Below are 26,870 nucleotides of genomic sequence, written 5' to 3' on the forward strand. Positions count from 1 at the left end.
TATCTTTGTGTTTTATTTTTGATGTAACCTTACAAACTTACTAAAATTCTGAGTGTAAATTACATATTAATCATTAATGTTTAAAATGTCTTGTTCCTGTCATAACCATAGATAAATTATGCTCATTACAATAATCGATACTTAATTGGTCTTTGATAGATCCACCAGGTTGAATAACACTTTTTATACCTGCTTTATCTGCAATTTCTACACAATCAGGAAAAGGGAAAAAAGCATCACTTGCCATTACAGATCCGTTTAAATCTAATTTAAAAGAATTTGCTTTTTCAATAGCTTGGTTTAAAGCATCAACTCTACTTGTTTGTCCTGTTCCTCCTGCTAGTAATTGCTTGTTTTTTACAAGTATTATAGTGTTCGATTTTGTGTTTTTACACAATTTAGAAGCAAATAACAAATCATCTAACTCATTTTGAGTTGGTTTATTGTTAGTAACGTACTTTAAATCTGCTAATTTGTCTGTAATACTATCTTTATCCTGAACTAAAGAACCGTTTAAACAAGTTCTTACAGTTGTAGTAGGTAATGCAGTGTCTTTTTGAATTAAAATAATTCTATTTTTCTTTCCTTTTAAAATTGTTAATGCTTCTTCAGAAAAAGAAGGTGCAATTACAACTTCGCAAAATAAAGAATGAATTTCTTCTGCTGTTTCTTTATCTATTTCTGTATTTGCAATTAAAACACCACCAAAAGCAGAAACAGGGTCTCCTGCTAAAGCATCTACGTAAGCTTGTTTTAAGGTTTCTCTTTGTGCAAAACCACAAGCATTATTGTGTTTTAAAATTGCAAAAGTTGGTGCTTCTCCTTTAAATTCTCCAATTAAATTTACGGCAGCATCAACATCTAATAAATTGTTGTAACTTAATTCTTTACCATGTAGTTTGTCAAACATAGCATCTAAATCTCCAAAGAAATATCCTTTTTGATGAGGGTTTTCTCCGTAACGTAAAACATTAGAGTTTTGTTCACTTGTTTTATAAACGATCTCATCTTCGTTAAAATAGTTAAAAATAGCAGTGTCATAATGAGAAGAAATATTAAATGCTTTTGCAGCAAATTTCTTTCTTTGAGAAATTGTTGTTTCTCCGTTGTTTTCTGAAATAATATTTAAAAAGCCATCATATTGATCCATAGAAGAAACAATAAAAGTATCTTTAAAATTCTTTGCAGCTGCTCTTATTAAAGAGATTCCTCCAATATCAATTTTTTCAACAATATCTTGTTCAGATGCTCCAGAAGCAACTGTTTTTTCAAATGGATATAAATCTACAATTACTAAATCTATTTGTGGAATATTATATTCTGCTAACTCTGCAACATCGCTTTCGTTGTCTTGTCTGTTAAGAATTCCTCCAAAAACTTTTGGATGCAATGTTTTAACTCTACCACCAAGTATAGATGGGTAAGAGGTAACCTCGTCTACCGGAATTACGTTGATTCCTAAATCTTTAATAAATTTCTCTGTTCCACCTGTAGAATAGATGGTTACATTCAATTCATTTAATTTTTTTACAACTGGTTCTAGACCATCTTTGTGAAATACCGAAATTAATGCGGATTTAATTGTTTTTGAAGTGCTCATTTAGTGTTGTGTTGTTAAGCGTGCAAATTTAGGAAAACCAATCTTCTAAGACAATAAAAGATAGTAACAAAACAAGCAAGTAATTAACAACAAACGATTAATGATATTTTTATGATGAGAAAACAGAAAAATGCTACTCAGCATTGTCTAAAAAATCTCGAAACCAAACAATAAAATGATCTAAAATAGAGTCGTTTTTAATATCAGGATTAGATTCTGAGTTTTTTGAAAGAAATGTGGCAGAAGATTCGTGTTTTCTCATTGTTTTAAGACTTGATAATTAAAAATTATATTATATTCATCAAATCTAAGAATAATTTAAATAAAAATCAATAAAATCAAAGAATCTTTGGTAATTCTTTGCAAATGTACTCTAAAAAAGCTTCGTCTTTTGCGGAAAATGTATTTGCAGTATGAGAATCTATGTCTATTTGACCAATATTTTCTCCGTTCACAAAAATAGGTATTACAATTTCAGATTTCACTTTCCATCCGCAAGAAATATAATTGTCTTGTGCAGAAACGTCTTGTACTACAAAGTTTTCATTACTTACAGCAACCTGACCACAAATACCTTTGCCAAAAGGAATAATGGTGTGTTCAGTTTCTTCTCCGGTGTACTGCGCTAGTTTTAATTCGTTTTTATCTCCGTTTTTAAAATAGAAACCAACCCAATCATAGTAAGAGATTTCTTTTTCTAAATAATCACAGATAGCTTGTAGCTTTTCATCTTTTGTTTTATTAGATAAAATAATTTTGTCTATTTGTTCTTGTAAAATTTCTATATTCATTTTGTATATTCGTTCTAGATATAAATGGCTAAATTAAATTAAAAATTATTGTGAAAAAAAATAAAAGTATCATCATTTTTCTGATTAAGTTTTTTGTTACTTATTTTTTATTAGTAACTTTTTATAATAGTTACTTACAAAAGTCTCAGCAAAAAGGTGATGTTTTTAAAACTTCATCAATAACAAAAGTGGTAGCAGATCAAACTGTTAAGGTGCTTTCTCTTTTTGGTTATCAGGTAGCGGCTATTCAGCATGATAAAGAAGTATCTGTTAAATTAATTATAGAAGGGCGGTATACAGCAAGGGTTATTGAGGGGTGTAATTCTATTAGTTTAATTATTCTATTTATTTCATTTATTATAGCTTTCACCGGATCTTTTAAAGCTACTCTTCTGTTTGCTGTTTTTGGTAGCGTTTTTATTTATATTGTTAATGTGTTAAGAATTGCATTTCTTACGGTTATGATTTATAAATATCCACATAAAGTTGGGGTTTTACATGATTTAGTTTTTCCTGCAATTATTTATGGTGCTATTTTTTTACTTTGGGTAGTGTGGGTTAATAAATTTTCTAATTTCAAAAAATGAATAAATACATTAAAATAGCACTCGTTTTAATTCTTTTTCTATTACTATTTGTGGTAAGATCAGTTAGTTCAGAATTATTTTATGATCCTTTAGTAGTGTATTTTAAAAATGATTATTTATATAAAAGTGTTTATAATGTAGATATCTGGCGTTTAACTGTAAATATGTTTTATAGATATTTGTTAAATTCGATAATATCATTAAGTTTAATTTGGGTGCTTTTTGAAAGAAAAGATTATCTTAAATTTTCTAGTTTTTTCTTGATGATTGCCTTTATGATTCTTATTGTGGTTTTTGTATTTTTAATTCGTGATAATTTTCAAAGCGGTTATTTACTCCCTTTTTATATTCGTAGATTTATCATTCATCCAATATTTTTGTTAATATTATTACCTGCATTTTATTATCAAAAATTAAGTAATAGATAATTAAATTATGTTGTTGTAAATTTGCAAAAGCAATGAAACAGTTTTTTTCTAAAATAGCGTCTTTTTTATTAGCACTTTTAGTGTTGTTTTCTACCTTTTCTTTTACGGTAGAAAAACATTATTGTGGAGATTCTTTAATGGATGTTTCTTTTGTAGGGAAAGCAGATAGTTGTGGAGCTGAAATGGAAGCAATTAATGTAAAGAAAAATTGTTGCAAAGATGAAGTTCATCATATTAAAGGTCAAGATCAGTTAAGACAATCTCAAATAGATGATTTTGATTTTTCTAAACAACAGTTTTTAGTTGCTTTAGGCGTAGCTTATAGCAATCTATTTGTAGAAAAAGAATCTCAGAAAACTCACTATAAAGACCTTTGTCCGCCAAATATTCACAGCGATTATCAGGTTTTGTATCAATCTTTTTTAATTTGATTTTTAAATTATTATTTCAGATAGATTTCTTTTTTTAAAGGAAACTTAGAAGTGTGATTAATAAAATTTAAATAATGATAAAAAAGATATTAAGTAGTTTCTTTCTACTTTTTCCATTCATAATTTTCTCTCAAACAACTTTTAAAGGGATGATTATGGATAAAAATAACCCAAAAGATAATTTAGGGGTAGAAGGAGCAAGTGTGCATTGGTTGCATACAAATGTTAGTGCTATTACAAATAAAAAAGGATGGTTTTCTATTCCTTACAAAGAAGAATATAAGAAATTAGTTGTAAATTATTTAGGCTATAAAACCGATACAATTTCAATAACAAGCCTAAAAGCTATTCATCATTTTTTAACGGAACAAAGTGAGTTAAAAGAGGTAGTTGTTAAAGCTAAAAAGAAGGCAACTTATAAATCGTTCTTGTCAACGACTAATATGTTTACTGTTAATTCAGGCGAATTATTAAAAGCTGCTTGCTGTAATTTGGCAGAAAGTTTTGAAACCAACCCGTCTATAGATGTTAGTTTTTCTGATGCTTTAACGGGTACAAAGCAAATACAAATGTTAGGTTTAACAAGTCCGTATTTGTCAATTACACAAGAAAATATTCCTTCGGTAAGAGGTGCGAGTCAGGTTTTTGGAATGACATTTACACCTGGTACATGGGGAGAAAGTATTCAAATTACAAAAGGAGCGGGTTCTGTAGTAAATGGTTATGAGAGTATATCCGGACAAATAAATGCAGAATTGGTAAAGCCTTTTTCTGATAATAAATTCTTTTTAAATGCCTATTCTTCTTTAAATGGTAGGTTAGAACTAAACACACATTTTAATCAAAAAGTATCAGATAAATGGGCTACAGGTGTTTATATTCATGGAAACTATAGGGGAGAAAAATTTGATAAAAACAACGATAATTTTCTAGACAGTCCTTTGGCTAATCAGATTAATGTTATGAATAGATGGCAATATATTGATGCAGAAAAAGGTTGGGTTAGTTTTATAAATGTTCGTTTTTTAAATGATGAAAAACAAACTGGCGAGCTTAATTTTAACCCTACATTAGATAAAGGGACAGTAAATGCTTGGGGAAGTGAAATAGATACAAAGCGTTTTGAAACTTCTGCAAAATTAGGCTATGTTTTTCCGGAGTTGCCTTTTCAAAGTATAAGTCTTCAGTTTGCCTATAGCAATCATCAACAAGATTCTTATTTTGGACTTAGAACTTATGAAATAGAACATGAAAGTATTTTTTCTAATATTATTTTTAACTCAATCATAGGAGATACCAGAAACAAGTTTAAAACAGGTATTAGTTTTACGCATGATAATTATGAAGAATTGGTAAGTATTACTAGTTATGATAGAAAAGAAACATCTGCAGGTGCCTTTTTTGAATATGCCTTTGATAATCTAAACGATTTTAGTTTAACGGCAGGTTTGCGTATAGATACTCATAATTTATTAGGAACTTTTGTAACGCCAAGAATTCATGCAAGATATGTGCCTTGGGAAAATAGTGTTTTTAGGGCTTCAGCTGGACGAGGGAAAAGAAGCGCAAATATTTTTGCGGAAAATCAACAGTTTTTTGCAAGTTCTAGACAAATAAAGGTTGATGATGTTGGTGGTAATGTCTATGGGTTAAATCCGGAAGTTGCCTGGAATTATGGTGTTTCTTACATGCAGAAATTTATTTTTTTTGATAAAAAAGGAGATATTACTTTTGATTTTTATCAAACAGATTTTACAAATCAAGTAGTGGTAGATTGGGAAAATCCGCAAGAAATATCATTTTATAATTTAAAAGGTAAAAGTATTGCCAATAGTTTTCAAGTAGAAGTAAATTACAACATTGCACCGTATTTTAATTTTAGAACCGCGTATAAATATTTCGATATTTCTACGGAGTATACTTCTGGTAATTTGCAAAAACCAATACAACCTAAAAACAGATTTTTTGCCAATCTTTCTTATGAAACTCCGGCTAAAGAAACTGGTGCTCAATGGAAATTTGACGTTACCTTTAATAATATAGGAAAACAACGCTTGCCAAATACAGTTTCAAATCCTGCACAATATCAATTGCCGTCACATTCAAATCCGTATCAGTTGTTAAATGCTCAAATAACCAAAGTGTTTTCAAACAAATTTGAAATGTATGCAGGTGTAGAGAATTTGACCAACGTTCAACAAGAAAATCCTATTTTAGCAAGTGATGATCCTTTTGGAGATTATTTTGATAGTACCATTGTGTACTCGCCAATTTTTGGAAGGGCAATGTATGCTGGTTTACGATTTAAAATTAAGTAATAATTAAATATAATTAAGAGGAACAAAGCAACTTCATTCACGTAATAAAATACACAGAATGTTGAGTTGTAGTTCTTATAAATGACAAATAAAATCAAAAAAAATGAAAAAAATAATTTTAGTATTCAGTTTGTTTTTGATCGGGTTTTCTGTTCAATCACAAGAAGTAAAAAAGAAAAAAAGTGCAAAAATCACCTTTGAGGTAGATGGTATTTGTGGTATGTGTAAAAAAAGAATAGAAACTGCTGCTTTAAAAACTAAAGGCGTAAAATTTGCAATTTGGAGTGTAGAAACACATCAGTTAAATTTAATTTTAGATGAGCGTAAAACAGATGTAGCAACTGTGCAACAAAATATTTTAGCAGTTGGTCATGATGTTTTTGATGCTGATAATCAAAAAGTTGTGGCAACCACAGAAGCGTATAATTCTGTACATCCTTGTTGTAAATACAGGGATGAAGAAATTATCTTAGATCATAATGGAGATTTGAAAAAACAAAAGAAACAGTAATTAAATTTATTTAAATAAAAAATCCGATAGAAATAGTTCTATCGGATTTTTTTATTCTCATTTTTTTAAAAATAGTAAAAAACTAATCTGTAGTTCTTTGTTACTACATCATTCCTGGCATTCCACCACCCATTGGAGGCATACCTGCAGCAGGAGTATCTTCTTTAATTTCTACTAAAGCACATTCGGTTGTAAGAATCATACCTGCAACAGATGCAGCGTTTTCTAATGCAACACGAGTTACTTTTTTAGGGTCTATAATTCCTGCTTCAAGCATATCAACATAAACATCGTTTTTAGCATCGTAACCAAAGTCTTTTTTACCTTCTAAAACTTTATTAATTACTACAGAACCTTCACCACCTGCATTTTCTACAATTGTTCTTAAAGGAGCTTCAATTGCTCTATTTACAATTTGTACACCTGTAGTTTCGTCTAAGTTATCTGTGGTAATTTTTTCTAAAACTTTTTTAGCACGTACTAAAGCAACACCACCACCAGCAACAATACCTTCTTCAACGGCTGCTCTTGTAGCATGTAAAGCGTCATCAACTCTGTCTTTTTTCTCTTTCATCTCTACTTCAGAAGCAGCACCAACATATAAAACAGCAACACCACCAGCTAATTTAGCTAAGCGTTCTTGTAGTTTTTCTTTGTCGTAATCAGAAGTTGTAGTTTCTATTTGTGCTTTAATTTGGTTTACTCTTGTTTTAATAGCTTCTGCATTACCAGAACCATTTACAATAGTCGTATTGTCTTTATCAACAGTAATTGTTTCTGCTGTACCTAATAAGTCTAAAGTTGCGTTTTCTAAAGAGAAACCTCTTTCTTCAGAAATTACAGTTCCACCTGTTAAGATTGCGATGTCTTCTAACATTGCTTTTCTTCTGTCTCCAAAACCAGGAGCTTTTACAGCAGCAATTTTTAAACCACCACGTAATTTATTTACCACTAAAGTAGCCAATGCTTGTCCGTCTACATCTTCAGCAATAATTAATAATGGTCTTCCAGATTGAGAAACTGGTTCTAGAATTGGAAGAATTTCTTGTAAGTTAGAAATCTTTTTATCAAATAATAAGATATAAGGATTTTCTAAATCAGCAATCATTTTATCTGCATCTGTAACAAAGTAAGGAGATAGATAACCTCTGTCAAATTGCATACCTTCTACAACATCAACATAAGTTTCCATTCCTTTTGCTTCTTCAACAGTAATAACACCTTCTTTACCTACTTTAGAAAAAGCAGTAGCAATTAACTCGCCAATAGTGTTATCGTTATTTGCAGAAATAGCAGCAACTTGTTTTATTTTGTCTGAAGAATTACCAACTTTTTTAGTTTGTTTTTCTAAATCAGCAATAATTGCAGCTACAGCTTTGTCTATTCCGCGTTTTAAATCCATAGGATTTGCGCCTGCAGCAACATTTTTTAAACCTTCTTTTACAATTGCTTGAGCAAGAACAGTAGCAGTAGTTGTACCATCACCAGCTAAATCGTTGGTTTTAGAAGCTACTTCTTTTACCATTTGCGCACCCATATTTTCTAACTCATTCTCTAGCTCAATTTCTTTTGCTACAGAAACTCCATCTTTAGTAACGGTTGGAGCGCCAAAAGATTTAGAAATAATTACATTTCTTCCTTTTGGACCTAAAGTTACTTTTACTGCATTTGCTAAAGCATCAACTCCACGTTTTAATCCGTCTCTTGCTTCAATATCAAATTTTATATGTTTTGCCATTTTTTAAATATGCTTTATGCTTTAGGCTATATGCTGTTAGCAAAAACCGAAAGCTAGTTTATTATTTTAATTTTTGTTTTAAGGAATAAATTTTCCTTTTTATTATATTAATTTCTTCAGTTAAATTAATAAATGATGTTTCATTAATATAATTTAAATCTTTTGAAAGAATTAATTGATATTCAACTTCTGATGCAGAACCTAAAGCTATTGTTAAAAAACGATTGAATTCAGCGTCACTATCTCTACCACAACCTTCACTAATGTTGGTTGGTATTGAAGATGAGGCTCTTCTTATTTAAGAAACAAGACCATATATTTCATCTTTAGGATAAGACTTTGTGGCGTCATATATTTTTAATGTAAATAGATGACTTAGTTTCCAAATATCATGTTTTTTAAAATCTTTCATAGCTTAAAGCTTATTGCATAAGGCTTAAAGCGAATTAAATAATTGCTAAAATGTCGCTTTCACGCATCATTAAATAATCTTTACCTTCTAACTTTAAATCAGTTCCACCATACTTGCTATATAAAACAGTGTCACCAATTTTAACGGTTAAAGGTTCGTCTACTTTACCATTACCAATGGCAACAACAGTTCCTTGTTGTGGTTTTTCCTTTGCGTTATCTGGTATAATTAATCCCGACGCTGTTTTTGTTTCTGCTGGAGCAGGTTCTACAAGAACTCTGTCTGCTAAAGGTTTAATGTTTAATCCCATTTTTATAAATTTTGATTAATTAAAATATGTTTTACGTTTGTTAAATGGTCAGAAATTGTGCCATTACGTTAAAACTGACAATTTTTCTTTGATTGATTTTATTGCTAAATTTTAAGCATAAAAAAATGCCAACGTGTCATTTTCGTTGGCATTTTAAAGTTGTTTTAACAGATAATTATTTTAAACTATCGTTCGTTGCAGGAGTTGTGTTTTCTACTGGAGTTGTAGTTTCAATACCATCTAAAGTATTCTTTAACTCAAAATTGTTGTCTCCATCTCTTGGAATTGCAAAATTTGCTAATAAAATTAATGCAAACATAGCAATTGCTAAAGTCCAAGTTGTTCTGTCTAAAAAATTGTTAGTGTTTTGTACACCACCTAAAGATTGTGCTCCACCACCTCCAAAAGAAGAAGATAACCCTCCACCTTTAGGATTTTGAACCATCACTATTAAGATTAATGCAATGGCTACAATCAAAATTAGAATTAAAAATGCTGTGTAACTCATGATTTATTTTTTTGTAAAATTTGTATTCTTTTAATTTGGTCTGCAAAGAAACCACTTTTTTCTGGATATTTCAAACTTAAAATTCTATAAGCTTGCATTGCGTTTTCATACTTTTTTTGTTCTAAATAAACTTTTGCCAAAGTTTGGGTCATTAAAGAAGAATCTTGACTGTTTTTTGCAACGGGTACTGTTACTATTTTATCTTTAGCTAAAGGGGTTATTTTAGGGTTGTTTTCTATGAAATTATTGATTAATTCTTCTTTCTTGTTAGGTTTTTCAACCTTTTTAATGGTTTCTTTTACTTCTCTTACAATTGGTTTTCTGGTAGAAATCTGAAGCCATTCTCTAAAGGAGTGATTTTCTGTTGATGAAAAAGGAATTGGTTTTCCGATTTCTAATTCAGATTTTATTTCTTCTACTTTTATTTCATTTGTTTTTTCTGAAGCTTCAATAGGCTTTTTTATAGCAGGTTCTGTTGTTATGGAACTTATTTTATTTATTTTTTCTTCTGATATTTTTTCAACAATCTGTTGATGAATATCTTCTTTTTGATTGTTAAAGTCGTTAGAAGTAATGTAGTTGAATAAAACCGTTCTGTCTGTGGTGTATGAAGCGGTAATTTTTAATTCGTTATTATATTTAAAGCTATCTTGGTTTTTTAATCCTTTTAAATACAGGGCTCTGGCTGTTTGAAAATACGGATATTTTTCAACAACAGCTTTTAATTCAGCAGTTTCTACTTCCTGAATTTTAGTCTTGTTTTCTATTAGATTTATAAAAGTGGCTGTTTTCAAATTGTATTTTTCTTTTTTTTCAATGTTGAAGGTTAAACCTTGCTTTGTTTACCATTTGGCAACAGAAGCGTTAAAGATATCTTGTGTAATTCTTTCTAAAATTTCATCAAAAGCGGCTTCTAAAACACTACCAGTAAGTTGTGCATCAGCAGCGAAATCTGAGTAGAAAGAAAATTGTTTTTCAAAGTCGTCTTTTTCTACAAGCTTATTTACAAAACGAACGTTAACTGTAATGGTAAGTCTGTTTTGCGCTGCTGTTTGGTCAGACGTTGCACTCATTGGTGTAATTCTATATCCTGTAATTTCTCCACTAAAGTATAAATCTCCATTAGAAGTTACTGTAGTTAAGTTGGTTTGTCTGGTAAATAAATCGAGCATTTCTTGAGTAAAACGCTGACTTAAATTAGGTTCTACTAAAGGTGCTTGGTTAGGAAAAAAATCTATTTGCAAAGTTTTTGCGTCTCCTGTGCTTCCTCCTGTAAAAGAATAAGCGCCACAAGCAACTAATAGTAACGAGCTAATTGTAAATAGCGTTATGTAAAATATTTTTTTCATCGATTTTGTCTGGTCGAGCGCAGTCGAGACCTAAAATAGTTACTTATTATAACCTCCCGACTGCACTCGAGGGGTGTTTTTTTTACTTAAACGATTTAAAATTAAACAATTGTGTGCGTTTTATAAGTCGTATTGTTTAATTTTTCTATATAATGTTCTTTCAGAAATCCCTAGTTCTTTGGCGGCTAACTTACGTTTATTGCTGTTTTTTTCTAGAGATTTTTTTATCATTTCTATTTCTTTGTCTTGTAAAGATAAAGACTCATCCTCTTCAATAGTCTCAATAAAATCATAATCTTTTTCTGTGGCAGTGTTTTGAGGAATGTTCATAACTTCTACGTTATGATCGTGCATGTCTTTGTTTTCGTACATCTTTTCTATTAATTGATGATGTTCTTCTTGCACTTCTTCTACATTACCACTCTTCATTAAATCTAACGTTAACTTTTTTAAGTCGTTGATGTCATTACGCATATCAAATAAAATTTTATACATGATATCGCGTTCGGTAGAAAAATCATTTTCTTTTTTGCTTCCAATAATTGCAGGTAAATTGCCATTATTATTTGGGAGGTATTGTTGTAATTTTGCTGCTGTAATGGTTCTACTTTCTTCTATAACAGAAATTTGTTCTGCTAAATTTTTTAACTGACGGATATTTCCTGGAAAACGATAGTTTAATAAAACTTTTACAGCATTTTCATCTAAGCGAATAGATGGCATTCTATATTTTTGAGCAAAATCTGCTGCAAATTTTCTAAATAATAAGTGAATATCTTCATTACGCTCTCTTAAAGCAGGTAAATTAATTTCTACTGTACTTAGTCTATAATATAGGTCTTCTCTAAATTTTTCTTTTTGTATGGCAGACAACATGTTTACGTTGGTGGCAGCAACTATTCTAACGTTTGTTTTAATTACTTTAGAAGAACCAACTTTTATAAATTCTCCGTTTTCTAAAACACGTAATAAACGTACTTGTGTTGTTAAAGGTAATTCGCCAACTTCATCTAAAAAAATAGTACCACCATCTGCAACTTCAAAATACCCTTTTCTGTCTTGTGTTGCACCTGTAAAAGAACCTTTTTCGTGACCGAATAATTCACTATCAATAGTTCCTTCTGGAATTGCACCACAGTTTACAGCAATGTATTTTGCGTGTTTTCTGTGTGATAATTGATGTACTATTCTAGGAATACTTTCTTTACCAACACCACTTTCTCCGGTAACTAAAACAGAAATATCTGTAGGCGCAACTCTAAGTGCTTTTTCTAAAGCTCGGTTTAAGTGAATATCGTTACCGATAATTCCAAAACGTTGTTTTAATGCTTGTAAGTTTTCCATTTTCTCTTTTTTGAAACAGGATTATAATGTTGCTTTTTTTGTTAATTGATACCAAAAATGCAATTCAATTTTTTAATGCTGTGTTTTTTATAAATATGCTTAGCCCTGATTGAAGTGACATCCTTTTTATTTTTCATAAAAAGATATAACCTTTCGGCTACGCTCAAGATGAACTCCAAGCAGGAAATAGCTTCTAATTATTGTCAGAATACCCAATAACGGTTCCTTTTAGGGTTGCAGACGTACAATCTTCTACTTTTACCATTACAAAGTCTCCTAATTTGTAATTACCTTTTTCAAAAACGGCAACTGTGTTTTGTGTATTTCTACCTTTCCATTCATTTGGGTTTTTCTTAGAAGTACCTTCAATTAAAAATTCTTCTACTTTACCTAAATGTTGTTGGGTTCTATATAATGCGTGTTCTTGTTGTAGGTCTATTATTTCTTGTAATCTTCGTTTTTTTGTTTCGAAAGGAACGTCATCTTTCATTTTTTTAGCGGCTAAAGTTCCCGGTCTTTCAGAATATGCAAACATAAAACCAAAGTCGTATTTTACATATTTCATTAGCTCTAAAGTATCTTGATGATCTTGTTCTGTTTCTCCACAAAAACCAACAATCATATCTTGTGATAAAGACATTTCTGGAACGATTCTAAAAATATTATCAACTAGTTCTATATATTCTTCACGTGTGTGTTGTCTGTTCATGGCTTTTAACATATTGTTACTTCCGCTCTGAACTGGTAAGTGAAGATATTTACAGATGTTTTTGTGTTTTGCCATGGTGTGTATTACGTCTAAACTAATATCCTGAGGATTAGAAGTAGCAAAACGAAAACGTGTTTTTGGAAATTGTGTTGCACACATATCTAACAACTGTGCAAAATTTACGGCAGTTGCTTGTGCTATTTCTGTAGCTTTATTAAAATCTTTTTTTAAACCGCCTCCAAACCATAAGAAACTATCTACATTTTGACCTAAAAGTGTAATTTCTTTAAAATTTCTATCGACCATAGTCTGAATTTCTTCTAAAATACTCTTAGGGTCTCGACTTCTTTCTCTACCACGAGTAAACGGAACTACACAAAAAGTACACATATTGTCACAACCTCTTGTTATAGAAACAAATGCTGTAACTCCGTTAGAATTTAACCTTACAGGAGAAATATCTCCGTAAGTTTCTTCTTTAGATAAAATAACGTTAACCGCATCTCTACCCTCATTAACTTCTGCTAATAAATTTGGTAAATCTTTGTAAGCATCAGGACCAACAACTAAGTCTACTATTTTTTCTTCTTCTAAAAATTTTTCTTTTAAACGTTCGGCCATACAACCTAAAACACCAACTTTCATGTTTTTGTTTACTTGTTTTACAGCGTTGTATTTCTGTAATCTTTTACGTACCGTTGTTTCTGCTTTTTCTCTAATAGAGCAAGTATTTACCAATACTAAATCTGCTTCTTCAAGAATTTGAGTTGTATTGTAGCCTTCTTTGTCTAAAATGGCCGCAACAATTTCACTATCATTCATATTCATTTGACAGCCATAGCTTTCTATGAATAATTTTTTAGTGTTATGTTTTTTATTTTCTGTTACAAGTGCTTTTCCTTGTATTTTGTCGTCTATGATTTTTTCTACGTGTTCCATCTATCAATTTATCATTTGAAGGTGTGCAAAGATACAACCAAATTTGATTTGTTGTGACAAATTGGCAGAAAAATTATGGGTCTTGTTTTAATAATAATTTATTGAAAATTGATGAAATAATTTTTTTTTACAAAAAACTAACTACTTTTGCAACTGAAAAAAGTACGTTTTTAAAGCGTTTTAGCGACAAAAGAAAGATAAATGGCAAAGAATTTAGTAATTGTAGAGTCACCAGCAAAAGCAAAAACCATCGAAAAATTCCTTGGAAAAGATTTTCAAGTAGAATCGAGTTATGGTCATATTGCAGACTTACCATCCAAAGAATTGGGTATTGATGTAGAAGGAGATTTTAGTCCAAAATATATTATTTCTGATGATAAAAAACCAGTAGTAAAAAAGTTAAAGGCGTTAGTAAAGAAAGCAGATACTGTTTGGTTAGCGAGTGATGAGGATCGAGAGGGAGAAGCAATTGCGTGGCACTTAAAAGAACAATTAAACTTAAAAGAAGAAAATACAAAACGTATTGTTTTTCATGAAATAACAAAAAATGCCATTTTAAAAGCGGTCGAAAATCCAAGAGATATAGACTATAATATGGTAAATGCACAGCAAGCACGTAGAGTTTTAGACAGGCTTGTTGGGTATGAGTTATCGCCAGTTTTATGGCGTAAGGTTAAAGGAGGTTTATCTGCCGGTAGAGTACAATCTGTAGCAGTTCGTTTAATTGTAGAAAAAGAAAGAAGTATTCAAGAATTTAATGCTGAAACACATTATAAGGTTGTTGCAGAGTTTTCTAATGTAGAAGGAAAAACTTTTAAAGCAACCATACCAAAGAATTTCGAGTCTAAAAAAGGAGCCGAAAATTTCCTAAAATCGTGTGCCAATGCAGATTTTTCTATTGCAGAGTTAACAAAAAAACCAGCAAAAAAATCTCCAGCAGCTCCATTTACAACGTCTACTTTACAGCAAGAAGCTTCTAGAAAATTAGGTTTTCCTGTGGCAAAGACAATGCAAGTTGCACAGCGTTTATATGAAGCCGGTTTAATAACTTATATGAGAACAGATAGTTTAAATTTATCTGTTGATGCAAGAAATGCAGCTGAGGAAGAAATTACCAATTATTACGGAAAAGAATATAGTAAGCAACGTGTTTTTAAGACGAAAGCCAAAGGTGCACAAGAAGCGCATGAGGCAATTAGACCTACCAACATGAAAATGCACTCTATAGCTACTGAGTACGATCAAACAAGATTGTATGATTTAATATGGAAAAGAACACTAGCTTCTCAAATGAGTGATGCTCAATTAGAGCGAACTAATTTTAAGATATCAAATTCAGAAAACGCAAAAATCTTTACAGCTAATGGAGAGATGATAAAATTTGATGGGTTTTTAAAAGTATACTTAGAAGGAAATGACAATGAAGAGGAGGAGCAAGCAGGAATGCTACCTAACTTAAAAGTAGGTGAAGAATTAACGTACTCTTTTATAAATGCAACACAACGCTTTACGAGTCCGCCTTACCGATTTACAGAAGCATCTTTGGTAAAACAATTAGAAGAATTAGGTATTGGTAGACCCTCTACATATGCGCCAACAATTTCTACAGTACAAAGAAGAGGTTATGTAGAAAAGGGAGATGATGAAGGAGTAGAAAGAAATTATGAACAAATGGTTTTATCTGAAGGAACTGTAAAAAGTTTAGCCTTAACAGAAAAAACAGGTTCAAATAAAAATAAATTAATCCCTACGGATATTGGAAACATTGTAAACGACTTTTTAGTTGCTAACTTTTCTAATATTTTAGATTTTGGATTTACAGCAAGAGTAGAAAGTTCATTTGACGATATTTCTGAAGGAAATGAAGATTGGATAGAGATGATTAAAGGTTTCTATACTAAATTTCATGATAATGTAGAGGATGTTAAAGAAAATGCAGAGAGAGAGAGTGGAGAACGTATTTTAGGAAAACATCCAGAAACGGGGAAAACGGTTTTAGTTCGTTTAGGTAAATTTGGACCGATTGCACAAATAGGAGCACCAGAAGATGAAGAAAAAGTATTTGCAAGCCTAAATAAAGATCAAAACTTAGGAACCATCACCATGGAAGAAGCATTAGAATTGTTTCTGCTTCCTAAAACGTTAGGTGCGTATGAAGATGAAGAAGTTATTGTTTCTAACGGACGTTTTGGGCCTTATATTCGTTTCGGAACTATGTTTGTTTCTTTGGATAAGGGGGAAAACCCAATGGAAGTTGATTTGGCAAGAGCAATAGAACTAATTGTTGCAAAGCAAAAAGCAGATGCGCCAATTTATTTCTATGAAGATTTACCTGTACAAAAGGGAGTTGGGCGATTTGGACCTTTCTTAAAATGGAATTCTATTTTTATCAACGTAAGTAAAAAATACGATTTTGATAACCTTACTGATGACGATATTATTGAATTAATTGAAGTTAAAAAACAAAAAGAAATAGATAAAGTAATTCATAATTGGGAAGATGTTGCCATTCGTGTAGAAAAAGCACGTTGGGGGCGTTTTAATGTAATTAAAGGAAAGATTAAAATAGAATTACCCAAAACTACAGAAATAGAAAAACTTTCTAAGGAAGAGGCTGTAAAAATGATTGAAGCCAAAACCCCAAAGAAAAAGGTAGCTAAAAAGAAGCCTGCAGCAAAAAAGAAAACTACGGTAAGAAAAACAACAAAAAAGAAGTAAGGATTTATTACCTTGCCTTTCGTATTAAAAAAAATTGATGAACCAAGACTTTTTAACCCCCGTAAAAGATTCGGTTGTAGCGCATTTAGCGTTGCAATCTCCTGCATGCCTGGGGAAAAAAATTAGAATTCACACAGAAGAAGAAGGTTTTCCGGATTTGGAGAGCGTTCAGATTGCAATTTTAGGAGTGCAAGAGGATCGAAATTCTGAAAATAATTTTGGATGTGGAGAAGATTTACACTTTATCCGAAGAAAATTATATGAATTATTTCCAGGGAATTGGAATACTCAAATAGCCGATTTAGGAAATGTTTTAAAAGGAAACTCCGTATCTGATACTTATTTTGCGGTTTCAAAAATTATAACAGACTTACTTAAAAAAAATATTATTCCGGTTATTATAGGTGGCGGTCAAGATCTTACCTACGTAAATTATAGAGCCTACGATTCTTTAGAGCAAACTGTAAATATTGCCGCTGTAGATAGTCGTTTCGATTTAGGTAATTTAGATGATGAGTTAACTTCGCAGTCTTATTTGAGTAAAATAATTATGCAAGAACCCAACAACTTGTTTAATTACAGTAATGTAGGTTATCAAACTTATTTTAACTCTCAAGAAGAAATTCAATTATTAGATAACTTATTTTTTGATGCTTGCAGATTAGGAAATGCAAAACAATTAGAAAATATTGAGCCTGTTTTTAGAAATGCAGATATTGTTTCTATAGATTTGGGTTCTGTAAGACAAAGTGAGGCACCTGCAAACAATAACGCTTCTCCAAATGGGTTTTATGGAGAAGAAATTTGCGCTATTTCTAGGTATGCTGGTTTAAGTGATAAAGTATCTTCATTCGGAATTTATGAGTACAATTCTAAGCTAGATAACAATCATCAAACAGCACATTTAATCGCGCAAATGATCTGGTATTTTGTTGAAGGGGTTAATTTTAGAGTAAAAGATTATCCTTTTTCAGGGAAAGAGAATTATCAGAAATTTACCGTTTTATTAGAAGATGATGATCCTTTAACTTTTTATAAAAGTAATAAATCTGGAAGATGGTGGATAGAGATAAAAATTTTATCAGATAATAAATACAAAAGACATGCGTTAATACCATGTACATACAATGATTATATAGATGCAACCAAGCAAATTATTCCTGAAAAATGGTATAAAGCGATGCGGAAATTAGTGTAATAAAAAAGAGATTAGAATAATAGAACGTTAAAAAGCAATTTGCTTATTGTTTTTTAACAAAAAAAATAATAGGTTTACGGACTTTATAGTAAAGACATTTTAAAATATGAAGAAAGCAGCAATATTTGCACTTTTAATAGTAGTTTTTTACAGTTGTGGCTCTAATGATAGAGGAGAGTTGGTAGGAGTTAAATCTAAGAAAAAATGGTTTTCAGAAAAACCATTTGGTATGGCTTTGATTCCTGGAGGTGCCTTTACAATGGGTAAACAGGATCAAGATATCATTGGAACGATGAATTCGCCAACTAAAACAGTTACTGTTAGACCTTATTACATGGACGAAACAGAAATTACAAACAATGAATACAAAGAGTTTGTGTTTTGGGTTAGAGATTCTGTAGTAAGAACTAGGTTAGGTTACCAACAAGAATTTTCTGCAATGATGGGGTCTCCAGAACCTGGATCTGAAGGTCCTTCTGGAGGTATCAACGATTACGCTTTTGCCGTAGTAAAAGATACAACAGGTGCAAATGCTTATGAAAGATATATGTTTGATAACTATACTAGTTTAGAGTTTGATTCAGATTCCATAAGACCTTTAAATTGGGAACCAGAAATTATTTGGAAAAAAGATGAGTTTCCAGATGTGGATTATGTAGAAGTAATGGATTCTTTGTTTGTCCCTAGAGAAGAAGCTGTTGATGGTGTTCGTTCTTTTAATGTAAAGTTTTTAAAATATAAATATACTTGGTTTGATAGAGATAATGCTGCTAGAAAAGGTGGTAATAGAAGAGACTTTGTAAAGACAGAAACATTAAATATTTATCCAGATACTACGGTATGGGTTAAAGATTTTAATTATTCTTATAACGATCCAATGCATCAAGATTATTTTTATCATCAATCTTATGGAGACTATCCTGTAGTTGGGGTAAATTGGAGACAAGCAAATGCTTTTTGTAATTGGAGAACTAAGAAAAAGAATGATTACCTAAAAAGTAAGAAAAATGCTACGGCGGTTCCTGATTTTAGATTGCCTACAGAAGCAGAGTGGGAATACGCTGCACGTGGTGGATTAGAATTTGCTACTTATCCTTGGGGAACCGGAGGTACAACTAGTGATAGAGGTTGTTTCTTAGCAAACTTTAAACCTGTAAGAGGTGATTACGCGGTAGATGGAGCACTATATACTATGGAAGCGAAATCTTTTAATGCAAATGATTACGGATTATACAACATGGCTGGTAACGTATCTGAATGGACAAGCACTGCTTATAATTTATCTTCTTATTATATGGCTTCAACAATGAACCCTAATGTAGAAGATAGAAAAAATAAGCGAAAAATAATTCGTGGAGGTTCTTGGAAAGATGTAGCTTACTTTTTAGAAGTAAGTTCTAGAGATTATGAGTATGCAGATACTGCTAGAAGTTATATTGGTTTTAGAACCGTACAAAACTATATTGGAACAACAAATAAATAATAAAAAAAAATAACAAAAAAAGAAAAATTACATTATGGCACAATCAAAATCTTACAAAAAAACAATGAATTTCGTTTACGGAATGGGAGCGGCAGTTGTAATTGTTGGAGCATTATTTAAAATTCAGCATATGACTTTGGGTCCTATTACTGGAGGAATGATGTTAACAATTGGTTTATTGGTAGAAGCAGCCGTTTTTGCTGTTTCAGCTTTTGATACTCCAGAAGATGATTTTGACTGGTCTAAAGTATATCCTGAGTTAGGAGAAGACAGTTTAAAAGCAGAAAAAGAAGAAGTAGGTACACAAGGAATGTTATCTCAAAAATTAGATGATTTATTAAAAGACGCAAAAATAGATGCTTCTTTAATGGCTAGTTTAGGTAATAGCATGAAAAATTTTCAAGGAGCTGCAGAAGGTTTATCAGCTGCATCAGAATCTATTTCATCAACAAATAAATATAACGAGCAAGTTTCTATGGCAGCCGTTCAAATGGAAACTTTAAATAACTTATATAAAGTACAGGTAGAAAATACTGCAAAACAATCTGAATTAAATGGATCAATTGTAGAAAATACAGAAAAACTAAAAGAGCAAATGGAATCTTTAGCAAAAAACTTATCTTCTTTAAACGGTGTTTATGGAGGTATGCTTTCTGCAATGTCTAAATAATAATTAGTTTACTAATATAATTTTAACTTAAAAAAACTAATTAGAATGGCAGGAGGAAAAATGTCCGCAAGACAGAAAATGATAAACTTAATGTATCTTGTGTTTATTGCAATGTTGGCAATGAATATGAGTAAAGAAGTTTTATCATCTTTTGGTTTTATGAACGAAAAGTTGAGTGAAAATAATATTTCAACTACAGCTAAGAACAATGAAGCGTATGCTAATTTAGCAACTAAAGCTTCAGAACAAGCTGCAAAATTTGCAGAATTAAATAAAGAGGCGGTAAAGATTAAAGAGTATTCTGCAAATTTTTATGCATATTTAGAAGAATTAAAATCTAAAATGACTGCAGATATAGAAGATAAAAAGGATTACGAATCTATGGATAAAACAGCCTTTTTAGATGAACATTTCTTTAAAGGTGATAAATTTACTGCGGAAGGGCAAGAATTTTTAGATAAAGTAAACGGATATAGAACAGACGTAACAAATGCTTTAGGTAAAGATAGTAAGTTTGCACCAATATTAGCAAAGAGATTCTCTACAGATGATGTGAAAAATAGAGATGGAAAAACTATTAAATGGTTAGATTATAGATATAAAGGGTTTCCTTTAGTTGCTTCTTTAACAAACTTAACTCAAATGCAAGCTGATATCAAAAACACAGAAAGTGATATTGTATCAGATTTATTAGGAGGTAAAATGGAAGAAGCATTGTCTTTAAACAATTATAAAGGAATCGTTGCTTTAGATAAAAACGCATATTTTGCAGGAGAAAAAGTTACAGGTAAGATCGTATTAGGTCGTTATGATGCTACTATGATTCCGGATAATGTAACTTTAAATGGTAAAGATTATAAAAACATTCAATCGGGTCAAGTAATTATTGATATGCCTTCTGGTAATATTGGAAATCATGATATTAAAGGAAAAATTGCTTTTACACAAAATGGAGAAGTAGTAGAAGTTCCTTTCGAAAGTTCTTATTCTGTAATTCCACAACCAGGTGATGCTGTTGTTTCTGCAGATAAGATGAATGTTGTGTATAGAGGTTTAGATAACCCTATTTCAGTTTCATTACCAGGTGTAAGTGATAATAACTTAAGAGTTTCTGCTAGTGGAGGTACTTTAAAAGGAGGTAGAGGTAAATATAGTATTAGACCTGCAGGAGGAAATGTAGCTACAATTAACGTAAGTGCTACCTTAAGTAATGGTAAACCTGTAAATTCTAAGGCTACTTTTAGAATTAAAGATATACCAGCAGCTATGGGGTCTGTAAGAGGACAATACGGAACCGTTAGAATGCCTAAGTCTGGTTTGGCAAATTCACCAATTGCAGCTGGATTACCAGATTTTGAATTCGATTTAAGTATTAAAATACAGAGTTTTAAAATAAAAGTACCAGGTCAATTAACAATTATTGTAAATGGATCTAGTTTAAATGCAGCGGCAAAACAAAAATTGTCTAAAGCAAAGAGAGGAGATATCATTAATATTTATGGTATTAAAGCTACGGCTAATGGGTATAATCTTAAAAAAGTATTACCAGTTAATATAGAGTTAACAAACTAGAAGTTAAAAAATAAAATATGTTTAAAAATTGTTTACTATTATTTTTCGGTTTGATGATAAGTGGTTCAATAAACGCACAAATAGGCTTATTGAATGCTAAAGAAGTAGATCAAATAGGAAAGAAAAACGAGCAACAAATTGCTGCGGATAATGATGCGCCTTTGGCCTATGGATATGTAGACGATAGAGATGTATTATGGTCTAAAGTTGTTTGGGAATTTATTGATTTAAATCAAAAAATAAATTTACCATATTATTTTCCTATAGATAAATCTAATATTTCTCCGAATAGAAGATCTTTATTTGATACTCTTATTAAAGGTATTAAACAAGGTAAAATAAAAGATGCTTATTCAGATTCTTTCTTTACTTCAAAAATTTCTGAAAACGAAATACAATTTAGAATGTCTAGCATTAGAGAAGAAAACGGTTATAGCGATACTATTAGATTACAATCTCAAGATGTAGAAGGCTATATGATTAAAGGAATGTGGTATTTTGATAAACGTCAAGGTGAATTAAAATACAGATTATTGGCATTAGCTCCTATGGGGAAAGATGTACAAACTTTAGGCGTTCAGGATATAGAAGATGAGCAATTGTATGAGTTATTTTGGATTTTTTATCCATCTGCAAGAGACGTTTTACACGAAGCTAAAGTATTCAATCCAAAAAATGCTTCTCAACCAATTTCTTTCGATCACATGTTAAATGCTAGAAGATTTAGCAGTACCATTGTAAAAGAAGAAAATATTTATGGTAACAGAGCCATTTCAGATTACGTTCGTGGTAATTCTTTATTCCAATTATTAGAAGCTAATAAGATTAAAGAAGACATTAGAAATAGAGAAATTGATATGTGGAATTACTAAAATTTCAATATTTTTTAATATATAAAACGTTCCAACTATTTGGGACGTTTTTTTTTGTAGCTATTTCCTGCTTTACACTATATCTTTTTACTGAAAAAGTAAAAAGGATGCCGTTTCAATCAGGGCTAAACATTTTAGAAAGACCAGTAATAATTAATTCAAATTCACGTATTTTTATCCCATGAAAATAGATTACATAATAGTTGGTTTAGGATTAGCAGGTTTGGCTTTTGTAGAAGAATTAATTGCCGCTAAAAAAACATTTTTAGTCTTTGAAGATGATTCTCAAACTTCTTCATTAGTTGCTGGTGGCGTTTATAATCCGGTAATTTTAAAAAGGTTTACACCTGTTTGGAACGCTAAAGAACAATTAGAAGTTGCACTCCCTTTTTATAAAGGTTTAGAAAAAAAACTAAACATTACTGTTGATCAAAAATTTGTAATCAAGAAATCTTTTAAATCTATAGAAGATCAAAATAACTGGTTTGGAGCTTTAGATAAACCGAAGTTAGTGGCATATTTAGACCCGAAATTAGATAAAAACTCTTATCATGGGGTTATTGCCGACTTTAGTTTTGGGAATGTAAATGAAACAGGAAGAATAGATACAGAAAAGTTAATAACTGCTTACAGAGCTTATTTAGCATCCGAAAACCATATTCGTTTTGAACAGTTTAAACATGACGAACTAATTATTGGTAAAGAATCTATAAACTATAAAGATATTGAAGCTTCTAAAATTGTGTTTTGCGAAGGATTCGGAATTAAACAAAATCCATATTTTAATTATTTACCGATTAATGAGGCAAAAGGTGAGTTATTAACCATACATGCACCAGAATTAAATATCGATTTTTTATTAAAATCAACACTTTTTGTAATGCCTTTAGGTGATAATAATTACAAAATAGGTGCTACTTTTAATTGGACAGACAAAACCTCTGACCCGTCAGAAGAAGGAAAAGAAGAATTGGTAGAAAAGTTAAAGAAAGTTATTACTGTTCCTTATACAATTGTATCTCAATCTGCAGGAATAAGACCTACAGTTTCTGGTAGAAGACCTTTGGTGGGGATTCATCCAGATTATGCCAATTTAATCGTTTTAAACGGTTTAGGAACTCGTGGTGTTATGATTGCACCAACAGTTGCTAAAAATCTTTACAATCACTTATATAATGATGAAAGTTTAGATGAAGAAATAGATATTGTTCGTTTTAAACATTTAAACGTTAAGAATTCTAAATAAGGCTAATTACTATAATTATCTTTTAGGTTTACAATATGCGTTAAGGATAGAGCGGTTTGTTTGAGCTCTTTTTTAGTGTTGGTTCGAGTGAATTTGTTTTTTAGCAAATTTGTATCGAGAACTATCACTAAAAAAAGCGAGTAGCGAAAGCCTGTTTAAACGCCCAAAAAGACATTATTTTTCTTTTTTAGAGAATTTTTTGTCGTAATGCGCAAACATATTTATCCATATTATTCTAGATAAGCGCAAATTAATTGGTGCTAATACCAACAATGAAATTACAATTACGGCAAAAGATTGTAATAGTGTTGCTCCAAATATCAGTACAGAAATTAAGAAGGCAACAATAGAAATACCAACTGTTAACCCGTAGTTTACGTACATTGCTCCATAAAAGAACGATGGTTCCATCATATATTTTAAATCACAATTTGGGCAATGCTCATGTAACTTGGTAACTTTATTGGGGTTTAGTGTAAATTTATACTCAAAGAATGCACCCTCATGACATCTAGGACACTTAGCATTAAAAATACTATATAACTTGGTTCCTTTTTTAAACATAATAGACTATAAATTTGTATACTTTTGCAAATATAGAGTTTTAAACTTTTTTTTAAGTAACAATTATTACATTAGATGCTAAACGTACACAACTTAACAGTTTCTTTTATGGGAACTGATTTATTTTCGGGAATTACTTTCAAGTTAAACAAAGGAGATAGAATTGGTCTTATTGGAAAAAATGGAGCAGGAAAATCTACACTTTTAAAAGTGCTTTCTAAAGATATAGAAAGTAGTGGTGGTACCATGGCTTTTGATAAAGATATTAGAATGGGGTTTTTAAGACAAGATATAGATTTTGTTGAAGGAAGAACTATTTTAGAAGAAGCGTACCAAGCTTTTGTTGAAATTAAAGAAATTGAAGTTAAACTTGATGAAATTAATGAGCAACTGGCTACTAGAACAGATTATGAAAGTGAAGGGTATACAGAACTGATTCATGATTTAACAGACAATACAGAGCGTTACGAATTACTTGGTGGGTATAATTACCAAGGTGATACCGAAAAGATTTTACAAGGTTTAGGTTTTCAGAGAGAAGATTTTGATAAAAAAACAGATACCTTTTCTGGAGGTTGGAGAATGCGTATTGAGTTGGCAAAACTATTGTTACAGAATAATGATATTTTGTTATTAGATGAGCCTACCAACCACTTAGATATTGAGTCTATTATTTGGTTAGAGAATTTCTTAAAAGGATATTCTGGTGCTATTGTATTGGTATCGCATGATAAAATGTTTTTAGACAATGTAACTAATAGAACTATTGAAATTTCTTTAGGTCAGATTTATGATTATAAAAAACCATATTCTGAGTTCTTATTATTAAGAGGAGAGATTAAGGAAAAGCAGTTACAAGCTCAGAAAAACCAAGAAAAAGAAATAAAGCAAAAGCAACACTTAATTAATAAGTTTAAGGCAAAAGCAAGTAAGGCTTCTATGGCACAATCTTTAATGAAACAACTTGATAAAGTTGAGTTAATAGAGGTGGACCAAGACGATAATGCTGCTATGAATGTACGTTTTGCCATTTCTAAAGAACCGGGTAAAATTATTGTAGAAGCAGAAAATCTTTGTAAAAGTTATGGAGATAAGCATGTTTTAGAAGATGTAGACTTATTGATTGAGCGAAATAGTAAAATTGCTTTTGTTGGTCAAAACGGACAAGGAAAATCTACATTGGCTAAAATGATGGTAGGAGAAATTCCTTTTGAAGGACATTTAAAACTTGGTCATAATGTAGAAGTAGGATATTTTGCTCAGAATCAATCTGAGGAATTACCGCCAGAAAAAACGGTATTAGAGATAATGGAAGATGCTGCCACAGATACCAACAGAATGCGCGTTAGAGATATGTTAGGTTCTTTCTTATTTGGTGGAGATGCTGTAGATAAAAAGGCAAAAGTACTTTCTGGAGGGGAAAGAAATAGATTGGCATTGTGTAAATTATTATTACAACCTTTTAATGTTTTAATAATGGATGAGCCAACCAATCACTTGGATATTGCCTCTAAAACCGTATTAAAAGAAGCTTTAAAACAGTTTAACGGAACCTTAATTGTAGTATCTCATGATAGAGATTTCTTACAAGGATTAACAGAAACTGTTTATGGTTTTAAAGACAAAGTGATTAAAGAGTATTTAGGAGATATTGATTATTTCTTGGAGCAACATAAAATAGAAAATCTTAGAGAGGCAGAAAAAAGAACGGTTGTAAAAGTTGAAAAGGATTCGTCTAAAAAAGAATCTCATCAATTATCTAGAGATCAAGAAAAGCAATTAAAGAAGCTAAAGAACAAATTGTCTAATATAGAAACTGAAATTGCTGATTTAGAGAAAGAAATTGCAAAAATAGATTTGGAATTAGCTGAAAATTATGATGAAGTTTCGGCAAGACCTAATTTCTTTGAAAAATACAAAGCTAAAAAAGCAAAATTAGATGCTAAAATGGAGGATTGGGAAAAAGTAGAAGCAGATGTTTCTAGTTTTTAATCTTAGTTATATTAAAACATAAAAAAACTCCTTATTTAAATCTTAAATAAGGAGTTTTTTTATGTTTTACATTTAATAGAAAATACCCAATTCTTTATAAGAATTTGGTATTGTATCTTTCAAAAACAAAATCAATTTTAAAATCATCAGCAGAAACAATTGCTTTTAATTGATCATTTTCTAAAAAGTATTTTATTTTTTTGGGAAATTCATTCTTCGAATTTTCACAAACAAAAGAAGTAGCAGATTGTTGTGTAAATTTAAATAATATTGGGTTTTCATTTAGGCCTTCTACTTTTAAAAAAAGAGTGTCTTTTATTGTAACAATACTCAATATTTCCTTAAAAGTAGTGTCTTTTTCTTTTAAGGTATAGCCTAAACCTTTAAGGTTTGTATGCCATGTTTCATAAGTAATACTACCTTCTTTATCGTTAATACGTACCCAATTTCCAATTAAGAAAGTTGGTCTTTGTATTTTCTTTTTTTCTTGTTGACAAGAAATCAAGCATAAAAAACAACACGAAAATAGTAGTAATTTCATAAAAATAGTTTGCTTTGTTCAAATATAGCCATAAAAATT

Annotated in this window: 26 protein-coding genes; 13 read left to right on the forward strand and 13 right to left on the reverse strand. The window is 30.7% G+C overall.

What is annotated here, in order from left to right:
- Positions 1-73: 73 nt before the first annotated feature.
- From purH to WHD07_RS14660, 3 genes are all read right to left on the reverse strand, one after another.
- Positions 74-1,600 (reverse strand): bifunctional phosphoribosylaminoimidazolecarboxamide formyltransferase/IMP cyclohydrolase, encoded by a 1,527-nt coding sequence (gene purH, locus WHD07_RS14650; protein WP_343329015.1) that lies wholly within the window; start codon positions 1,598-1,600, stop codon positions 74-76.
- A 133-nt stretch (positions 1,601-1,733) separates the two neighbouring features.
- Positions 1,734-1,862 carry a hypothetical protein gene (locus tag WHD07_RS14655; protein ID WP_262510188.1) on the reverse strand — a complete coding sequence of 43 codons (129 nt, stop codon included), beginning with the start codon at positions 1,860-1,862 and terminating at the stop codon, positions 1,734-1,736.
- Positions 1,863-1,938: 76 nt separating this feature from the next.
- Positions 1,939-2,391 carry a GAF domain-containing protein gene (locus WHD07_RS14660; protein WP_105050291.1) on the reverse strand — a complete coding sequence of 151 codons (453 nt, stop codon included), beginning with the start codon at positions 2,389-2,391 and terminating at the stop codon, positions 1,939-1,941.
- A gap of 50 nt (positions 2,392-2,441) precedes the next feature.
- On the opposite strand from WHD07_RS14660, the gene xrtF reads away from it, so the two are divergent.
- The 5 genes from xrtF (at position 2,442) to WHD07_RS14685 (ending at position 6,666) form a co-directional block, all read left to right on the forward strand.
- Positions 2,442-2,978 carry an exosortase family protein XrtF gene (gene xrtF, locus WHD07_RS14665; RefSeq protein WP_343329016.1) on the forward strand — a complete coding sequence of 179 codons (537 nt, stop codon included), beginning with the start codon at positions 2,442-2,444 and terminating at the stop codon, positions 2,976-2,978.
- Positions 2,975-3,406, forward strand: a complete 432-nt coding sequence (locus tag WHD07_RS14670) for an exosortase F system-associated membrane protein (RefSeq protein ID WP_105050293.1) — start codon at positions 2,975-2,977, stop codon at positions 3,404-3,406. The genes xrtF and WHD07_RS14670 overlap by 4 nt, the downstream gene beginning before the upstream one ends.
- A gap of 32 nt (positions 3,407-3,438) precedes the next feature.
- Positions 3,439-3,837 (forward strand): HYC_CC_PP family protein, encoded by a 399-nt coding sequence (locus WHD07_RS14675; RefSeq protein ID WP_343329017.1) that lies wholly within the window; start codon positions 3,439-3,441, stop codon positions 3,835-3,837.
- Positions 3,838-3,911: 74 nt separating this feature from the next.
- A complete protein-coding gene (locus tag WHD07_RS14680; protein WP_343329018.1) occupies positions 3,912-6,155 on the forward strand; it encodes a TonB-dependent receptor in 2,244 nt (747 codons plus the stop codon).
- 103 nt (positions 6,156-6,258) lie between these two features.
- Complete coding sequence (locus tag WHD07_RS14685) at positions 6,259-6,666, forward strand: heavy-metal-associated domain-containing protein (protein WP_343329019.1); 408 nt, start codon at positions 6,259-6,261, stop codon at positions 6,664-6,666.
- Positions 6,667-6,769: 103 nt separating this feature from the next.
- Here the strand turns inward: WHD07_RS14685 and groL are convergent, their stop codons facing one another.
- The 8 genes from groL to miaB form a co-directional block, all read right to left on the reverse strand.
- On the reverse strand, positions 6,770-8,404 hold the full coding sequence (gene groL, locus WHD07_RS14690; RefSeq protein WP_105050297.1) for a chaperonin GroEL: 1,635 nt from the start codon (positions 8,402-8,404) through the stop codon (positions 6,770-6,772).
- Between the two features lie 61 nt (positions 8,405-8,465).
- On the reverse strand, positions 8,466-8,702 hold the full coding sequence (locus WHD07_RS14695) for a four helix bundle protein (RefSeq protein ID WP_422897662.1): 237 nt from the start codon (positions 8,700-8,702) through the stop codon (positions 8,466-8,468).
- A gap of 148 nt (positions 8,703-8,850) precedes the next feature.
- Positions 8,851-9,126 (reverse strand): co-chaperone GroES, encoded by a 276-nt coding sequence (locus WHD07_RS14700; protein WP_105050299.1) that lies wholly within the window; start codon positions 9,124-9,126, stop codon positions 8,851-8,853.
- A gap of 175 nt (positions 9,127-9,301) precedes the next feature.
- Positions 9,302-9,634, reverse strand: a complete 333-nt coding sequence (secG, locus tag WHD07_RS14705) for a preprotein translocase subunit SecG (RefSeq protein ID WP_105050300.1) — start codon at positions 9,632-9,634, stop codon at positions 9,302-9,304.
- Entirely contained in the window at positions 9,631-10,428 is a 798-nt protein-coding gene (locus tag WHD07_RS14710; protein ID WP_343329020.1) for a hypothetical protein, read from the reverse strand. Before WHD07_RS14710 ends, secG begins: the two co-directional genes overlap by 4 nt.
- 48 nt (positions 10,429-10,476) lie before the next feature.
- A complete protein-coding gene (locus tag WHD07_RS14715) occupies positions 10,477-10,983 on the reverse strand; it encodes an LptE family protein (protein WP_343329021.1) in 507 nt (168 codons plus the stop codon).
- Between the two features lie 120 nt (positions 10,984-11,103).
- Positions 11,104-12,327, reverse strand: a complete 1,224-nt coding sequence (locus tag WHD07_RS14720) for a sigma 54-interacting transcriptional regulator (RefSeq protein ID WP_105050303.1) — start codon at positions 12,325-12,327, stop codon at positions 11,104-11,106.
- Between the two features lie 193 nt (positions 12,328-12,520).
- Positions 12,521-13,975, reverse strand: a complete 1,455-nt coding sequence (gene miaB / locus WHD07_RS14725) for a tRNA (N6-isopentenyl adenosine(37)-C2)-methylthiotransferase MiaB (RefSeq protein WP_105050304.1) — start codon at positions 13,973-13,975, stop codon at positions 12,521-12,523.
- A gap of 201 nt (positions 13,976-14,176) precedes the next feature.
- Here miaB and topA point away from each other — a divergent pair, with 201 nt between their 5' ends.
- The 7 genes from topA (at position 14,177) to WHD07_RS14760 (ending at position 23,734) form a co-directional block, all read left to right on the forward strand.
- Positions 14,177-16,693 carry a type I DNA topoisomerase gene (gene topA / locus WHD07_RS14730; RefSeq protein ID WP_343329022.1) on the forward strand — a complete coding sequence of 839 codons (2,517 nt, stop codon included), beginning with the start codon at positions 14,177-14,179 and terminating at the stop codon, positions 16,691-16,693.
- Between the two features lie 37 nt (positions 16,694-16,730).
- Entirely contained in the window at positions 16,731-17,891 is a 1,161-nt protein-coding gene (locus WHD07_RS14735; protein ID WP_105050306.1) for a formimidoylglutamase, read from the forward strand.
- 106 nt (positions 17,892-17,997) lie between these two features.
- Positions 17,998-19,374 (forward strand): gliding motility lipoprotein GldK, encoded by a 1,377-nt coding sequence (gldK, locus tag WHD07_RS14740; protein ID WP_343329023.1) that lies wholly within the window; start codon positions 17,998-18,000, stop codon positions 19,372-19,374.
- Positions 19,375-19,408: 34 nt separating this feature from the next.
- Positions 19,409-20,044 (forward strand): gliding motility protein GldL, encoded by a 636-nt coding sequence (gene gldL / locus WHD07_RS14745; protein WP_105050308.1) that lies wholly within the window; start codon positions 19,409-19,411, stop codon positions 20,042-20,044.
- A gap of 45 nt (positions 20,045-20,089) precedes the next feature.
- A complete protein-coding gene (gene gldM / locus WHD07_RS14750) occupies positions 20,090-21,616 on the forward strand; it encodes a gliding motility protein GldM (RefSeq protein WP_343329024.1) in 1,527 nt (508 codons plus the stop codon).
- Positions 21,617-21,633: 17 nt separating this feature from the next.
- Positions 21,634-22,488 carry a gliding motility protein GldN gene (gldN, locus tag WHD07_RS14755; RefSeq protein ID WP_343329025.1) on the forward strand — a complete coding sequence of 285 codons (855 nt, stop codon included), beginning with the start codon at positions 21,634-21,636 and terminating at the stop codon, positions 22,486-22,488.
- A gap of 181 nt (positions 22,489-22,669) precedes the next feature.
- Positions 22,670-23,734: an FAD-binding oxidoreductase gene (locus WHD07_RS14760; protein ID WP_343329026.1), complete on the forward strand. Its 1,065-nt coding sequence runs from the start codon at positions 22,670-22,672 to the stop codon at positions 23,732-23,734.
- A gap of 174 nt (positions 23,735-23,908) precedes the next feature.
- Here the strand turns inward: WHD07_RS14760 and WHD07_RS14765 are convergent, their stop codons facing one another.
- Positions 23,909-24,298: a DUF983 domain-containing protein gene (locus tag WHD07_RS14765; protein WP_105050312.1), complete on the reverse strand. Its 390-nt coding sequence runs from the start codon at positions 24,296-24,298 to the stop codon at positions 23,909-23,911.
- Positions 24,299-24,373: 75 nt separating this feature from the next.
- On the opposite strand from WHD07_RS14765, the gene WHD07_RS14770 reads away from it, so the two are divergent.
- Positions 24,374-26,290, forward strand: coding sequence for an ABC-F family ATP-binding cassette domain-containing protein (locus WHD07_RS14770; protein ID WP_343329027.1), 1,917 nt, complete (start codon positions 24,374-24,376; stop codon positions 26,288-26,290).
- 94 nt (positions 26,291-26,384) lie between these two features.
- On the opposite strand, the gene WHD07_RS14775 is transcribed toward WHD07_RS14770, so the two are convergent.
- The gene (locus tag WHD07_RS14775) at positions 26,385-26,831 is read right to left on the reverse strand and encodes a hypothetical protein (RefSeq protein WP_343329028.1); all 447 of its coding nucleotides are present in this window, start codon (positions 26,829-26,831) and stop codon (positions 26,385-26,387) included.
- Positions 26,832-26,870: the final 39 nt, after the last annotated feature.

Origin of the sequence: Polaribacter staleyi, from assembly GCF_038024045.1 — a bacterium.
Taxonomy (GTDB): domain Bacteria; phylum Bacteroidota; class Bacteroidia; order Flavobacteriales; family Flavobacteriaceae; genus Polaribacter; species Polaribacter butkevichii.

Coding starts and splice junctions, on each gene's coding strand:
- gldN (WP_343329025.1), top strand. CDS start 21,634: ATGTTTAAAAATTGTTTACTATTATTTTTCGGTTTGATGATAAGTGGT.
- WHD07_RS14660 (WP_105050291.1), bottom strand. CDS start 2,391: ATGAATATAGAAATTTTACAAGAACAAATAGACAAAATTATTTTATCT.
- topA (WP_343329022.1), top strand. CDS start 14,177: ATGGCAAAGAATTTAGTAATTGTAGAGTCACCAGCAAAAGCAAAAACC.
- WHD07_RS14760 (WP_343329026.1), top strand. CDS start 22,670: ATGAAAATAGATTACATAATAGTTGGTTTAGGATTAGCAGGTTTGGCT.
- WHD07_RS14735 (WP_105050306.1), top strand. CDS start 16,731: ATGAACCAAGACTTTTTAACCCCCGTAAAAGATTCGGTTGTAGCGCAT.
- WHD07_RS14670 (WP_105050293.1), top strand. CDS start 2,975: ATGAATAAATACATTAAAATAGCACTCGTTTTAATTCTTTTTCTATTA.
- gldK (WP_343329023.1), top strand. CDS start 17,998: ATGAAGAAAGCAGCAATATTTGCACTTTTAATAGTAGTTTTTTACAGT.
- miaB (WP_105050304.1), bottom strand. CDS start 13,975: ATGGAACACGTAGAAAAAATCATAGACGACAAAATACAAGGAAAAGCA.
- gldM (WP_343329024.1), top strand. CDS start 20,090: ATGGCAGGAGGAAAAATGTCCGCAAGACAGAAAATGATAAACTTAATG.
- WHD07_RS14775 (WP_343329028.1), bottom strand. CDS start 26,831: ATGAAATTACTACTATTTTCGTGTTGTTTTTTATGCTTGATTTCTTGT.
- WHD07_RS14715 (WP_343329021.1), bottom strand. CDS start 10,983: ATGAAAAAAATATTTTACATAACGCTATTTACAATTAGCTCGTTACTA.
- secG (WP_105050300.1), bottom strand. CDS start 9,634: ATGAGTTACACAGCATTTTTAATTCTAATTTTGATTGTAGCCATTGCA.
- WHD07_RS14675 (WP_343329017.1), top strand. CDS start 3,439: ATGAAACAGTTTTTTTCTAAAATAGCGTCTTTTTTATTAGCACTTTTA.
- gldL (WP_105050308.1), top strand. CDS start 19,409: ATGGCACAATCAAAATCTTACAAAAAAACAATGAATTTCGTTTACGGA.
- WHD07_RS14765 (WP_105050312.1), bottom strand. CDS start 24,298: ATGTTTAAAAAAGGAACCAAGTTATATAGTATTTTTAATGCTAAGTGT.
- purH (WP_343329015.1), bottom strand. CDS start 1,600: ATGAGCACTTCAAAAACAATTAAATCCGCATTAATTTCGGTATTTCAC.
- WHD07_RS14655 (WP_262510188.1), bottom strand. CDS start 1,862: ATGAGAAAACACGAATCTTCTGCCACATTTCTTTCAAAAAACTCAGAA.
- WHD07_RS14680 (WP_343329018.1), top strand. CDS start 3,912: ATGATAAAAAAGATATTAAGTAGTTTCTTTCTACTTTTTCCATTCATA.
- WHD07_RS14770 (WP_343329027.1), top strand. CDS start 24,374: ATGCTAAACGTACACAACTTAACAGTTTCTTTTATGGGAACTGATTTA.
- groL (WP_105050297.1), bottom strand. CDS start 8,404: ATGGCAAAACATATAAAATTTGATATTGAAGCAAGAGACGGATTAAAA.
- WHD07_RS14700 (WP_105050299.1), bottom strand. CDS start 9,126: ATGGGATTAAACATTAAACCTTTAGCAGACAGAGTTCTTGTAGAACCT.
- WHD07_RS14720 (WP_105050303.1), bottom strand. CDS start 12,327: ATGGAAAACTTACAAGCATTAAAACAACGTTTTGGAATTATCGGTAAC.
- WHD07_RS14685 (WP_343329019.1), top strand. CDS start 6,259: ATGAAAAAAATAATTTTAGTATTCAGTTTGTTTTTGATCGGGTTTTCT.